Genomic DNA, 13,080 nt, shown 5'->3' with positions numbered 1-13,080 from the left:
GACAACAATCCAAGAGGGACAGACCCAATAAACCAATTCGGTGTCATCAGCGGATGTGAAGAATCCTAACCGCGCCAAAGGCGATCAATAACCGAAACCCTGGCCCAGGTTGCAAGGCGCGACCCGAGCCCAACTCCCATCTTAGTATCTAAAGTCCGGGTGCGATCATCTCCGGAGCCATCCACAAATATCTTTCGAGCTTTCAAGAATTCCCAAATGAACGGATTCCGCTTCTGAAAGACCTTCTGAACTTCGTGATGCAAACATCCCGACAGGACATCGGGCGGGGAAGCAAATACCTCCGGCAATGTCGAGGACAAACCAACATCGGTTAGAATATTCCATCGTGAGTTACCGCCCATTACCGGCGATCGTAGGCCGAACATCACTCTGCCGATCCTGCTTTCCCGGATGGCGTAAGAACACATCGCGCAGGGCTCGATAGTTGAATAGATCGTGCACTCATGAAGGCTCGTGGACCCTAACTTTTTCTGAGCTGAAGAAATTGCGACCATCTCGGCGTGCCGCGTAACGTCTCGGTCATTTCTGACCATATTGAGCGATTCGCAAATGAATTCGCCTCGTCGTCCGATGACAGCAGCAAACGGGTATTCCCTCCTTGAACCCGCGGATTGCGCCAGAGCAACGCAGCGGCGCATCATTGCCATATCGGATGATTCTGAATCATGCTTGATCATGGTGCTGACTTTCGCGGCACGGCAGACCGTTAAGATGATTTCGGGATTTTCCCCCGTCGCAAACAATAATAACTGGTCACGGCATTAATCATGTTCGGTCCCGGTCATTTCGACGGCCTCCGCTCGACGTCGATGGTCGCTACGAGCCGTTCAATCTCGCCGTAATCGCGGATCAGCCGCAGACTCGCACCCGGCGGACCCGCCAGCCATGGCCGTCCCAGAAACGCTGGTTCACCCATTCGCAACTGCCAAAATCGTCGTATGGCCCGCGACTTGCTCCGTAAGGGGCGGGTACATAATAGCGGCCCGGAGCCGCGACGCCCGCGGCGACGCCACGCTGTGCGCTTACGGGCGTCGCGGCGAGCGAACCAACGATCGTAGCCACCGCGACGAAGGCAGCAAATGTCTTCTTCATTCCAGGGCCCTCCTGCAGATGACGCCTTCGGTCAGCGCCCGGTGGATGCACGGGAAGTTGCTCGTCGCGCAGACCATGGCCGCCGCCATCAACTTTCAGATTCTGTCCCTCGACGAAACTGAACACGCGAAGCTCGTCGAAAAAAGCTAAGATAGGCGATGCTGCGATTTTCAGCGAGGGGCTCATTACGTCGAGGCGATAGATGCGACCCGCCTCCTGTGCGTGGATGGCGCGCGGCCACGCGACCGCCGCACCACCCAAGACACCAAGAAATTCCCGCTGGCTGCATGTAAACCCCCAGTGGGCCATCGTATCAGGTCAACTGAGTGCATTGATAGGGGCTGGCTTCGAGTTGCTTGTTGCAAAGTCCTGATGTCCGTTGTGGGTCATTCGCGGGTGCTAGTACGACTCCGAACAATGCCCGCTTTACGCCCCGGCCAACGGACATCGCCGACCACGAGCACGAGGTCCCAAAAGTGCCAACAGGCAGTTCGCGCTTGGTGTAATATAAGAGAGGACGCCAACTCAGACGGTCTTAAACCATGTGGGACGGGATCAAAACGAGCGTTGCTAGTGATGGGCTCAATTGCAGCAATGATCGTTGTCGGGCTGGCAACCTATTTCCTCGTTGCTTATCCCAGCCTCATATCATTCGCCGGCTTCTTCGCGGTCGTGCCCGTATTCCTGATTATCGGGCTAGGCTTTTTCACGATCGCCCGGAAAGGGGCCGCCAACTGAAGCGGCCTTGCTCTGAGGACATCGCGGGAATCCCTGCCCCTGTTGCACAGTTTGTTGCACACAAACTGCTGCAAGAAGTTCAGGAAGACATGAAGCCGAAGATGAAGTCGCGCCGCTAGGGGACGTTGGGGGCTCGTAGGGCGGGCAAAGGCGCGCTTGCGCCGTGCCCACCATCCATCGCCGGGCGCACGTCTTGATGGTGGGCACGCTTCCGCCTTCGCTCGTTGAGCTACGGCGAGACAAGTCGCCTTGCCCACCCTACGGACTACGGACAAAGCGATCGGGGCAAGCGTTGAAGATCGCCGTGATCACACATTATTGGTGTCGCGCTGCAGGAACTCCGGCAGGTTATTTCGCAACTCGCGCGGGGGCGGCCGCTCGGACGGGTCGCGGCCAATCTTGGATTTCAACTCCATCAGGTCAGTAAAGACGTCGGCCTGGCGCCGCAATTCGTCGGCGATCAACGGCGGTTGAATCGAAATCGTCGAAACGACGGTCACCCGGACCCCACGACGCTGCAACGCCTCGACCAGGGAGCGGAAATCGCCATCACCGGAGAACAGCACGATCTGGTCGACATGTTCGGCGAGCTCCAGGGCATCGACCGCGAGTTCGATATCCATGTTGCCCCTCACCTTGCGGCGGCCGCTGGCGTCGATGTATTCCTTGGTCGCCTTGGTGACCACGGTGTAGCCATTATAATCGAGCCAGTCGATCAAGGGCCGGATCGACGAATATTCCTGATCCTCGATGATCGCGGTGTAATAAATCGCACGAAGCAGCATGCCTCTGCTCTGGAATTCCTTGAGCAGCCGCCTGTAATCGATATCGAAACCAAGCGTCTTGCTGGTCGCATAGAGATTGGCGCCATCGATCAGGACCGCGATCTTGCCGAGGGAGGATGACATTCAGGCAATGACCCCAAAATTGGATAGCAGGAAACAAGGACGTCACTTCAGGTTACTGGATGCGCGGCACAACAAACTCGCCTGCGGACATCTCAGACCGCACTCACCGTTAACTCGTAGAAGAGAGCAGGACTCGTCGCCGTGGACAGCTCAAATATTGTTGCTGTACTCGATCGCTTTTGGCCGTGAAATTTTTTCCGCGACAGCCGAACCCGATCGCAGTGACGCTAAGGCGCGCGACATGAGTCGCTCAATTGTCCGTAGGTAAGCGGCGCAGATACAAACGGATGCCGCCGCTATACGAAGGTTTATGATCGTTGTCTTCGATGTAAATTCCCTCGGTGAGCACCGCGACCTGGATGAAACGGAACGGAATATCTCGTAGGGTGGGCAAAGGCGCGTTAGCGACGTGCCCACGATGTATCATCGAGCGCGCTTCTTGATGGTGGGCACGCGGAGCCTGTCATCGGGCGCGCGTTCGCGCGACCCGGTGGCTTTGCCCACCCCACGGATTGCGAACTGATTTGCTTCGCGCGCAAGCGCAATCTCGACGCGAGACTGCGACAAGACAACACGACGGGCAAATCAGTCAAAAGCTGTCCAGTGCCCTTTGCAAAAATATTCCGCTTAACTTGCGGGGCAAATCATCGGCATAACTCCGCCCGTCTCACGGCGGATGAGGGGCGTTGGCCATCGTCACGAACGCGCGGTGAGATGCGATGGACGCGAGAGCTGCGACTGACGTGTGCAGCTTGAACGTACGGCGAAGTCGTGTGGTCCTGACGCCGCGGTGCTGGCGTCAAGTTCGCGAGAGGCACGCCTCTCACGGGCGACGGTGGCAAGAAAGCCGTTACCGGGGAGAGCTCGAAGTAAGCCGTAAAGCCATTGCGCAGGGAAGGCCGGAATGCTCCCGCTGCCCTGTACGCAAATCGCACGCGAGACCGCGGGTGTAGCAAGCACCCGGTCTTCCCTGCGCCCTCTGATTTAGAGGGCGGGAAGTTATCAAGCAAACCTCGGGCGAATTGCGCCGCGAGATCGCCGCCTCACATTCAGTTGTCATCGTCCGCGAAGGCGGACGATCCAGTATTCCAGAGACAGCAGTGATTGAACCGATAAGCCGCGGCGTACTGGATCCCCCGCCTTCGCGGGGGATGACGACCTGTTTTGTGGCGGCGCCCCGCGGGCTACGAAGCGGCCTCAGACCTCAAAACCCCCGCCAGCACGCGCCAGCGGAACAGCGGCGAATCCGGCGGCGGGGAAAGCTCGGGAGTCCAGCCGGTGAGCTTTTCCAGCGCGTAGGTATCCATCACCACCCCGCGCCAGACGCGTTCGACCCGCTCAAGCGGCTGCCGCTTGGCGGTCGTGAGATCCCACAGCGGCAGGCGATGGTCCGGCTCGCGCGCGACATAGAGGCCGGGATGATCCTTGATCGCCTTCATGCCGGGATCGCCAAACCCCTGGAACCTGCCGCGTTCGTTGATCTGGATGACCGGCACCTGGCCGTTGAAATGCCAGCGCAGCATCGCGTAGGTGCGATAATCCGACGTCGCGATCCAGGTCGCGCCGGTCGCTCGCAACTGCTCGCGCGCGCGCGCCGCGACCTGTTCATAGCCGGCCTCGCCGCCGACGGGATCGGTCCTGCCGATCAAATTCCAGGGCGCTGCGACGTAATAGAAGAACACGCCGACCACGAAGGCGATGCCGGAGATGACCGCCACCCTCGCCCACCAGAAGGTCGATTTCACGATCCGGTCCGAAAAACCCTCGCGCGGCAGCATCACGAGATTGATGGCGGTCGCGGCAAAGCCGGCGGGCCACAGGAACATCGGCCAGGTGTCGCCGACGCGCAGCGTCAGCGACTTCCAGAGAAAATAGAGGAAGGGTACCAGCACCGCGGTCGACAGCAGGATCGCGACCGGCTCGCGGCTGCGATAGCCGCGCCACGCGGTCAGCGTCACGCCGGACAGCACCACCGGCAGCAGCACGAAGCCGACGAGACCGAATTGAAGCCCGATGAATTCGCCGACGGTGCGGAACGAAAACGGATGGGTCGCGACCGCGCGCACGAACTGGAAGCGGAACGACGCCCAGTCGTGTTCTGCATTCCAGATCAGCACCGGCGAAAACACCACGACCGCGATCAGCGCCGCCAGCCACGGCCAGGGGCTGAACAGCCAGCGCCGCCGCCAGTCCGGCACCAGTGCGAACGCGAGCACCGCCGGCAGCAGCATGATCGCGGTGAATTTCGACAGCAGCGCCAGCCCTGCGAACAGCCCCGCGGCCAGCCACCAGCGCGGATTGCCGCTCTCGTGCAGCCGCACCAGCGACCACAGCATCGCAACCCCAAACGGGATCACCGCGGTGTCGGGCGCGACCTTCGCCATCAACAGCCCGTAATACAGCGCCGCTTCCGGCAACAGCACCGCGAGGATGACGGCGCGAACATCATGCGTCACGCGCCGGACGATGTCGGCGAGCAAAAGCTGCGTGACCAGCATCGCGACGATGCCGCCGAACCGCACGCCGAGACTCGTATCGCCGAAGATCGCGGTGCCGAACCGGATCAGCCAGGCGATGCCGGGCGGATGATCGAGGAAGGAAAGCGCGCTCTCCTTCGACCAGGTCCAGTAATAGGCCTCGTCGGTGCGCAGATCGAGCACGCCGGCATAGACCAGCCGCATCGCCGTCAGTGCGGCGATCAGCAGCGCAACCCAAAGACAGGACGCTGCAAACCATGGCGGCGCGGCAGAGCGGTCCGGTTTGGACTGGCTGATATCGGGCGGGGCGATCGTCACGGCGCTTTCTCCTCGACTGGGCCGGGAGTGTCAACGAGCCGCGGCGGAAAAAACTTCATCGTCGTCCCTGCGTTCGCAGGGACGACAGGCTGTAGTATTCACAGATGGAATTAGGCATTAGTATCGCCCAATATTGACCCTGTGGATCGCATGGCCATCTCATCCCGAGAACAGATCACGACCTTCATCCGCGGCATCAGCCTCCGGCAGGTCCGCCTTGTCAGCGGCGTCGTGCTGTTCGCCTATCTGGTCAGCCATTTCCTCAACCATGCGCTCGGCAACATCTCGCTGGAGGCGCTGGCCGGTGGCGTCTATCTGCACACCGCATTCTGGCAATTCCTTCCCGTCACGATCCTGTTCTACACCGCGTGCCTGGTGCATACCGCGCTCGGCATCTGGGCGCTCTACGAACGCCGGCAATTCCGCTGGAAGGCGATCGAGCCGCTGCAGCTTGCACTCGGCCTCAGCATACCGATGCTGATCATCGCGCATATTATCGGCGTCCGGCTCGGCCAGACGCTGTTCGGCCATGAGAAGCTCTATCCGCAGATACTCTTCCTGTACTGGATCTGGGCGCCATACCGGATCTGGATGATGCTCGCGGTCATGATCATCGCCTGGGTCCATGGCTGCATCGGGCTTTATTTCTGGCTGCGGATGCGCTCGTTCTACAAACGCGCCGCGCCGTTCCTGCTCGCCGCGGCGGTGCTGGTTCCGACGCTGGCCATGCTGGGCTTCTATCAGGGCGGGCGCATGGTCATCGATAATGACAGCGAGGAATGGCGCGCGGAGACCCAGTCGCAGCGCCTGATCGGCACCCGCACTGAGGCGCAGGCGCTCGACCGCATCACGAACTACTTCCTGTTCGGATATTTCGGCCTGATCGGCATCGCGCTGCTGGCGCGCGGCGCTCGCGCCATCAACGAGCGCCGCCGCGGCATGATCAATCTCTCTTACGGCAACGGCCGCACCGTGCGCGTCCCCCGCGGCCTCAGCGTGCTGGAAGCCAGCCTGCGCAACAACGTGCCGCACGCCAGCGTCTGCGGCGGGCGGGCGCGCTGCTCGACCTGCCGCATCCGCATCATCGGCGATTGCGGCGACCTGCCCCAACCGTCGCAGCGCGAGGCATTCGTGCTTGGCCGGGTCGGCACGTCGGATCCGTCCATCCGCCTTGCGTGCCAGTTGCGGCCGGCGACCGATCTATCGTTTTTCCAGCTGTTCCTGCCGCACACGATGTCCGCCGACGGCCACGAGTCCAATCCGACGCGTATCGGGCAGGAGCGCTATCTCGTCAGCCTGTTCGTGGACATGCGCGGCTCGACCAAGCTGGCGGAAAAGCGCCTGCCGTTCGACACGGTGTTCATCGTCAACCGTTTCCTCGGCGCGGTGTCGCAGGCGGTGATCGAGAGCGGCGGCCGGCCGAACCAGTTCGTCGGCGACGGCATGCTGGCGCTGTTCGGGCTCGCCTGCAGCCGGCAGGAGGCGTGCCGTCAGGTGTTGAGGGCGGCAGCCCTGATCGCCGTCAATGTCGACGAGCTGAACAAGTTTCTCGAACACGATCTGCGCGAGCCGATCCGCTTCGGCATCGGCATCAATGGCGGCGAAGTCATCGTCGGCGACATCGGCTATCGCGATCACATGGTGTTCACCGCGCTCGGCGATCCCGTCAATGTCGCGGCACGATTGCAGGACATGACCAAGATTCTTGCATGCGAGGTTGTCATCTCGGATGAAGTTCGCGCAACGGCAGGATTGGCGGAAGATGCGCTGCCGGCGCAGGAAGTCGAGATCCGCGGACGCAACGAGCCGATGATCGTGCGCACGGTTGCGGATGCGCGGATGCTGCCGGCGCTGGTTAACGAAGAGCAAAGCGCCGCAGCCTGAAACCGCTGCAGCGATAGCGGTTCGAAACGTATGTGATGTTTTTCACACCTGAATAATCGTTCAGAAAATTGTCCGCGAACGAAGCGCCGTTTCCTCGAACCCGCGCGGTGAGGGACGCGACAGATTGGCGATGGGTAAGACTGAAACTTAAAACCCGCGCCAAGACAAAAACGTCGAACGCGCACACTTCAAGGAGAACGACCATGCTTCGCAAAGTGACTCTCGCTCTAGTTGCCGCCGCTTCGCTCGGCGTGATGGCGCTGGCGCCCACCTCCGCTTCGGCGGGCGGGTTCTGGCCGCATCACCATCACCACCACCACTGGGGTCATGGTCATGGCCATGGCTTCAGGATCGGCTTCGTCGGTGGCGGCTATGACGGCTGCTATGTGACCCGCCGCGTGCTGACGCCGTATGGCTTCCGCTGGCGGACGGTGAACGTCTGCTACTGATCCGGCCGCAGACGTTCCGTTCCGAAGCCCCGGTCGCTCACGCGGCCGGGGTTTTCCGTATGCGATATGCCAGGCCAAAGGCCCGCCGCCCGCAAGCGGTGGAATGACGTCAACCGGCGGCAGTCGAACCAATTGCCCAATTTTCGAATCACCGCCGCCGGCCGCGTCAAATGAGCGCGAAACCGGGAAAATGGCGGAAATCGGCATGGAATGGGCGCTTTTTTGCCGAAACGGGCATTCCGTTTGCGCTACCCAGCCTGCCCCAACCCGCGTATCCTGATGGCTCGGGCATGCCGGTTAGTGCGGGGACCGACGGCTCGTTTACTTTTTTTGATTCCGCGGAGACGACGTGAATGGCTAAAGGTACGGTGAAGTGGTTCAATCCAACCAAGGGTTACGGGTTCATCCAACCCTCGAGCGGCGGCAAGGACGTGTTCGTTCATATTTCGGCAGTTGAGAAAGCTGGTCTTTCGACACTCAATGAAGGGCAGACCGTCGAATACGAAGAGATCGCCAACCGGGGCAAGACTTCGGCCGAGAACCTCAAGGTTTAGCGCGAACGCGCGATCGGCAACGGCGCGCTCTCGGACTAAAACTCCGGGAGTTGGGCTAAAAAAACTTCTCAAAAACTGTGAGCGTTCGGCGGAGCGGGCACCGCTTCTGCACGTGCGATGGCTAAATCGTGCGCAAGAACCGGCCGCTCAATCTTCCGTAACCCATTTCTGGACCGTCATCACGTCGGGTGGCTGCAGATAGCCGCGCGGCCAGAGATCGACGACCCACTCGACCTTGGTGGCGCGATCGACCAGCACCGCGGTGTTGTGCGGCGTCTGCAGCACCAGCGTATTGCCGCGATATTTCGGATCGCCGATCGCGTGATGCTTCAGCAGGCCCCACTCCCGTAGCACCAGCAACAGGCTGGTCGTGTTCCGCGTCGTGTCCCAGCAATCGTAATTGTGCTTGTCGTCGAAGTAGCGGAAATCCGCCTTCGCCACGCGCTTGCTGGTGCCGAGGATCGGCCCCATGCGGCGATCGAACCACATCACCGCCTTCTGCACCGCGGCGCGTTCAGCCGCGGCCGAGGCGCGCCCCGCCGCCATGATCTGGGTCAGCGCGCTGCGGTCGCCGGCCGTGAAATCGAGGATCTCGCGGCGCCGGCAGACGAAGCCGTAGCAGACCGTCATGGAGTTGGCCGACGGCGGATAGATCGAAACCGAGCTGTAGAGGTTGGCGACCTCAGCGCTCATCTCGACGGCCTTCGCCGCGGAGACGCCAAGCAGCGTCGCGAGGCAAGCGCCGAACACGGCGACTCCCGCGCGCATCTGCCTTCCCCGTATCGGCTGTCCTGCGTCTCTCATGATCCCTGCTGTTCCCATGCGACGAGCCTGACGATTAGCGCGGCTCCTTCACGCTGCCAACAAGCAAGCCCGCAAATATGTGGATCACGCCGCGGAAATTCCGTCTGCTGTGTTTTCCGTGCGCCAGTTGGCTCCGGCCCCGCATCGCGCGGGACTAGCCGACCGGCAGCGGCGCGTCGCGCTTGACCTCCTCCATCACGGCGTAAGTCCGCGTCTCGCGCACGCCCGGCAGCGCCAGCAGGGTTTCGCCGAGGAACCGCCGGTAGGCCGTCATGTCGGCGACCCGGGCTTTGACCAGATAATCAAAGCCGCCCGCCACCATGTGGCACTCCAGCACCTCGGGCGCGGCCTGCACGGCCTTGGCGAACCGCTCGAAGACGTCGGGCGTGGTCTTGTCGAGCATCACCTCGACGAACACGAGCAAGCCCAGGCCGAGCCGGTGCGGATTGAGCCGGGCGCCGTAGCCTTCGACAAAGCCGTCGCGCTGCAGCCGTTTCAGCCGCTCGCCGATCGACGTCGGTGACAGCCCGATCCGCTCGGCCAGCTCGACATTGGCGATACGGCCATCTGCTTGCAAAATTGAGAGGATTTTGCGGTCTATTTTGTCAATTTCCATCATTTATCTGGCTACTGTTCAATTACACCTGATTTTCTAAGTCAAAACTCCATATTTGTCTATCGAACTGCGGTTCGACCGGCAGTAAGCTGGTAGCCACGAACCAAGAGAATCGCATGCCGGCCGATCCGCCATCCCCTCCGCGCTTCAGCGCGCCTTACGCGCCCGATGAACATGCAATGGCTATCCGCCTGCTCCGGGCCGCGCGGCTGGATGCGGCGCCGGAAGAGCGCATCGATCGCACGGCGACGCGGCTGATCGAGGCGATCAGGGCCAATGACGATCCGCTCGGCGGCGTCGAGGACATGCTGCGCGAGTTCGCGCTGTCGACCAAGGAAGGGCTGGCGCTGATGGTGCTGGCGGAAGCGCTGCTGCGCGTGCCGGACGCCCGCACCGCCGACCAGTTCATCGAGGACAAGCTCGCCCAGGGCGACTTCATCCATCACGAAACCAGGTCGAGCGCGTTCCTGGTCAATGCGTCGGCCTGGGCGCTCGGAATGTCGGCCCGCGTGATCCAGCCCGGCGAAACGCCACAAGGGACCATCGGACGGCTAACCAAGCGGCTGGGCGCACCCGCCGTGCGGGCCGCGACGCGGCAGGCGATGCGGCTGATGGGCAACCATTTCGTGCTCGGCGAGACCATCGAAGCCGCGCTGTCGCGGGCGCAGCCGCATTCCTCGCGCCATCAACGCTACTCCTTCGACATGCTCGGCGAAGCCGCGCGCACGGCCGATGACGCCGCGCGCTATTCCAACTCCTATGCCAGCGCGATCGAGGCGATCGGACGCACAGCTGGTGAGCGCCCCCTGCCCGACCGGCCCGGTATCTCCGTCAAGCTCTCGGCACTGCATCCGCGCTTCGAGGCCGTGAGCCGCGCGCGGGTGATGAGCGAACTGGTCCCGCGCCTGATTGATCTCGCCCGGCAAGCCAAATCCCATGACCTCAATTTCACCGTCGATGCCGAGGAAGCGGACCGGCTGGAATTGTCGCTCGACGTGATAGCGGCGGCGCTCGGCGATTCATCGTTTGCAGGCTGGGACGGCTTTGGCCTGGCGATCCAGGCGTACCAGAAGCGCGCCGCCGACGTGATCGATTACGTCGACCATCTCGCACGCAGCCTCGACCGCAAAATGATGGTACGGCTGGTGAAGGGCGCCTATTGGGATACCGAGATCAAGCGCGCGCAGGAACGCGGGCTCGACGGCTATCCGGTATTCACCCGCAAGGCGATGACGGATCTGAACTACCTCGCCTGCGCGCGGCAATTGCTGGCGTTGCGGCCGCGGATCTTTCCGCAGTTCGCCACCCATAATGCGCTGACGGTCGCGACCATCCTCGAACTGGCAACGGACCAAAGCGGTTTCGAATTCCAGCGGCTGCACGGCATGGGCGAGGCGCTCTATGCGAAGCTCGGTGAAGACCGCCCCGACATCGCCTATCGCACCTACGCGCCGGTCGGCAGCCACCGCGATCTGCTGGCCTATCTGGTGCGGCGATTGCTGGAGAACGGCGCCAATTCATCCTTTGTCGCGCTCGCCGCCGACGAGGCGGTGCCGGTATCGCAATTGCTGCGGCGTCCGGCCGATATCATCGGCAGTGCCAACAACGCCGCGCATCCCAACATCCCGCTGCCTCGCGACCTCTACGGACCCAAACGAAAAAATTCCCGCGGAGTTGAATTCGGCGAGCGCGCGGCGCTGGAGCAACTCGCCTCAGACATCGCCGCCGTACCATTGCCCGCACCGGGGAGCATCATCGACGCACCCGAGAGCGAGGCCAATGCGGCAATACTGGCAGCGCGCGACGGCTTCAAGCACTGGTCCAGAATGCCGGCCGAGACGCGCGCCGCGACGCTGGAGAAAGCCGCCGATCTGCTGGAACAGCGCGCGGCGCATTCCCTCGCGCTGCTGCAACGCGAGGGCGGCAAGACATTGGACGACGCGATCTCGGAAGTCCGCGAAGCCGTGGATTTCTGCCGCTACTATGCCGCGCAGGGACGCGAGTTGTTCGGCGAAGGCACGGCAATGCCGGGACCGACGGGCGAGAGCAACATGCTCTGCCTGCGCGGCCGTGGCGTCTTCGTCGCAATCTCGCCGTGGAATTTTCCGCTGGCGATCTTTCTGGGTCAGGTCGCGGCGGCCTTGATGGCGGGCAACGCGGTCGTTGCGAAGCCGGCCGAACAGACGCCGCTGATTGCGGCTGAAGCGATCCGCCTGCTGCATGAAGCCGGCGTGCCGGCGTCCGCGCTGCATCTGGTGGCGGGCGACGGCCGGATCGGTGGCGCGCTGGTGGCGCATCCAGATATCGCCGGCGTTGTTTTCACCGGCTCGACCGAAGTCGCGCGAACGATCAACCGCGCGCTCGCCGCCAAGGATGGACCGATCGTGCCGCTGATCGCCGAGACCGGCGGCATCAATGCGATGATCGTCGATGCTACCGCGCTGCCCGAACAGGTCGCCGACGACGTCGTGACGTCGGCGTTCCGCTCCGCCGGCCAGCGCTGCTCGGCGCTGCGATTGTTGTTCCTGCAGGACGACGTCGCCGACCGCATGATCGAGATGATTGCGGGCGCGGCGCGCGAACTCGTCATCGGCGATCCCTCCGATCCCGCCACGCATATCGGCCCGGTGATCGACACTGAGGCCAAGCAGCGGCTGGACACGCATATCGAACGCATGAAGAAAGAGGCCCGGGTGCACTTTGCGGGTAGCGCACCACAAGGCAATTATGTCGCGCCGCATATCTTCGAATTGTCCGATGCCGGCCGGCTCACGGAAGAAGTATTCGGCCCGGTGCTGCATGTGGTGCGCTATCGCGCCGACCGCTTCGACCAGGTGCTGCAATCGGTCGAGCGCTCGGGCTACGGGCTCACCCTCGGTATCCATTCCCGGATCGACGATACGGTGGAGGACGCGATCGAGCGCCTCCAGGTCGGCAACATCTATGTCAACCGCAACATGATCGGCGCGGTCGTCGGCGTGCAGCCGTTCGGCGGCCATGGGTTATCCGGCACCGGGCCCAAGGCCGGCGGGCCGCATTATCTGGTTCGTTTCGCGACCGAGCAGACGGTGACCATCAATACTGCCGCAGCCGGCGGAAATGCAGCGCTGATGTCCGGCGGGGAGTAGTTGCATCACTTTCCAAGATGGGCCAAATGACGTTTGAACCTGATCGCTCATAGCGATAATTCAGCAGGAACGACAAACGTCACGGAGCGGC

The 13,080-nt window shown here is 62.3% G+C and carries 10 protein-coding genes; 4 read left to right on the top strand and 6 right to left on the bottom strand.

Going from position 1 to position 13,080, the window contains the following annotated elements; translation table 11 throughout:
* Positions 1 to 65: 65 nt before the first annotated feature.
* From IVB05_RS06185 to IVB05_RS06170, 4 genes are all read right to left on the bottom strand, one after another.
* Complete coding sequence (locus IVB05_RS06185; RefSeq protein ID WP_247783536.1) at positions 66 to 698, bottom strand: nucleoside deaminase; 633 nt, start codon at positions 696 to 698, stop codon at positions 66 to 68.
* Between the two features lie 172 nt (positions 699 to 870).
* Positions 871 to 1,113, bottom strand: a complete 243-nt coding sequence (locus IVB05_RS06180; protein WP_247786606.1) for a hypothetical protein — start codon at positions 1,111 to 1,113, stop codon at positions 871 to 873.
* 1,046 nt (positions 1,114 to 2,159) lie between these two features.
* Positions 2,160 to 2,759 carry an NYN domain-containing protein gene (locus tag IVB05_RS06175; RefSeq protein ID WP_247783535.1) on the bottom strand — a complete coding sequence of 200 codons (600 nt, stop codon included), beginning with the start codon at positions 2,757 to 2,759 and terminating at the stop codon, positions 2,160 to 2,162.
* A 1,184-nt stretch (positions 2,760 to 3,943) separates the two neighbouring features.
* The gene (locus IVB05_RS06170; RefSeq protein ID WP_247786605.1) at positions 3,944 to 5,440 is read right to left on the bottom strand and encodes a glycosyltransferase family 39 protein; all 1,497 of its coding nucleotides are present in this window, start codon (positions 5,438 to 5,440) and stop codon (positions 3,944 to 3,946) included.
* A gap of 264 nt (positions 5,441 to 5,704) precedes the next feature.
* Between IVB05_RS06170 and IVB05_RS06165 the strand changes: the two genes are divergently transcribed.
* The 3 genes from IVB05_RS06165 (at position 5,705) to IVB05_RS06155 (ending at position 8,441) form a co-directional block, all read left to right on the top strand.
* Positions 5,705 to 7,438 carry an adenylate/guanylate cyclase domain-containing protein gene (locus IVB05_RS06165; protein ID WP_247783534.1) on the top strand — a complete coding sequence of 578 codons (1,734 nt, stop codon included), beginning with the start codon at positions 5,705 to 5,707 and terminating at the stop codon, positions 7,436 to 7,438.
* 203 nt (positions 7,439 to 7,641) lie between these two features.
* Positions 7,642 to 7,887 (top strand): hypothetical protein, encoded by a 246-nt coding sequence (locus tag IVB05_RS06160; RefSeq protein WP_247783533.1) that lies wholly within the window; start codon positions 7,642 to 7,644, stop codon positions 7,885 to 7,887.
* 353 nt (positions 7,888 to 8,240) lie between these two features.
* Positions 8,241 to 8,441, top strand: a complete 201-nt coding sequence (locus IVB05_RS06155) for a cold-shock protein (protein WP_028351035.1) — start codon at positions 8,241 to 8,243, stop codon at positions 8,439 to 8,441.
* Positions 8,442 to 8,588: 147 nt separating this feature from the next.
* Here IVB05_RS06155 and IVB05_RS06150 read toward each other — a convergent pair whose 3' ends face one another.
* Positions 8,589 to 9,209, bottom strand: a complete 621-nt coding sequence (locus IVB05_RS06150) for a hypothetical protein (RefSeq protein WP_247783532.1) — start codon at positions 9,207 to 9,209, stop codon at positions 8,589 to 8,591.
* Positions 9,210 to 9,399: 190 nt separating this feature from the next.
* Positions 9,400 to 9,861: an Lrp/AsnC ligand binding domain-containing protein gene (locus IVB05_RS06145; protein ID WP_247783531.1), complete on the bottom strand. Its 462-nt coding sequence runs from the start codon at positions 9,859 to 9,861 to the stop codon at positions 9,400 to 9,402.
* Between the two features lie 116 nt (positions 9,862 to 9,977).
* Between IVB05_RS06145 and putA the strand changes: the two genes are divergently transcribed.
* Positions 9,978 to 12,989: a bifunctional proline dehydrogenase/L-glutamate gamma-semialdehyde dehydrogenase PutA gene (gene putA / locus IVB05_RS06140; protein ID WP_247783530.1), complete on the top strand. Its 3,012-nt coding sequence runs from the start codon at positions 9,978 to 9,980 to the stop codon at positions 12,987 to 12,989.
* Positions 12,990 to 13,080: the final 91 nt, after the last annotated feature.

This window comes from Bradyrhizobium sp. 170 (assembly GCF_023101085.1).
GTDB lineage: Bacteria > Pseudomonadota > Alphaproteobacteria > Rhizobiales > Xanthobacteraceae > Bradyrhizobium.
This window is presented reverse-complemented; position numbering and strand designations above follow the sequence as displayed.

Bases quoted from the DNA above. Each gene is read 5' to 3' on its own strand.
- IVB05_RS06170 (WP_247786605.1), bottom strand. From the start codon at position 5,440: ATGCGGCTGGTCTATGCCGGCGTGCTCGATCTGCGCACCGACGAGGCC.
- IVB05_RS06185 (WP_247783536.1), bottom strand. From the start codon at position 698: ATGATCAAGCATGATTCAGAATCATCCGATATGGCAATGATGCGCCGC.
- putA (WP_247783530.1), top strand. From the start codon at position 9,978: ATGCCGGCCGATCCGCCATCCCCTCCGCGCTTCAGCGCGCCTTACGCG.
- IVB05_RS06175 (WP_247783535.1), bottom strand. From the start codon at position 2,759: ATGTCATCCTCCCTCGGCAAGATCGCGGTCCTGATCGATGGCGCCAAT.
- IVB05_RS06145 (WP_247783531.1), bottom strand. From the start codon at position 9,861: ATGGAAATTGACAAAATAGACCGCAAAATCCTCTCAATTTTGCAAGCA.
- IVB05_RS06180 (WP_247786606.1), bottom strand. From the start codon at position 1,113: ATGAAGAAGACATTTGCTGCCTTCGTCGCGGTGGCTACGATCGTTGGT.
- IVB05_RS06165 (WP_247783534.1), top strand. From the start codon at position 5,705: ATGGCCATCTCATCCCGAGAACAGATCACGACCTTCATCCGCGGCATC.
- IVB05_RS06160 (WP_247783533.1), top strand. From the start codon at position 7,642: ATGCTTCGCAAAGTGACTCTCGCTCTAGTTGCCGCCGCTTCGCTCGGC.
- IVB05_RS06150 (WP_247783532.1), bottom strand. From the start codon at position 9,209: ATGCGCGCGGGAGTCGCCGTGTTCGGCGCTTGCCTCGCGACGCTGCTT.
- IVB05_RS06155 (WP_028351035.1), top strand. From the start codon at position 8,241: ATGGCTAAAGGTACGGTGAAGTGGTTCAATCCAACCAAGGGTTACGGG.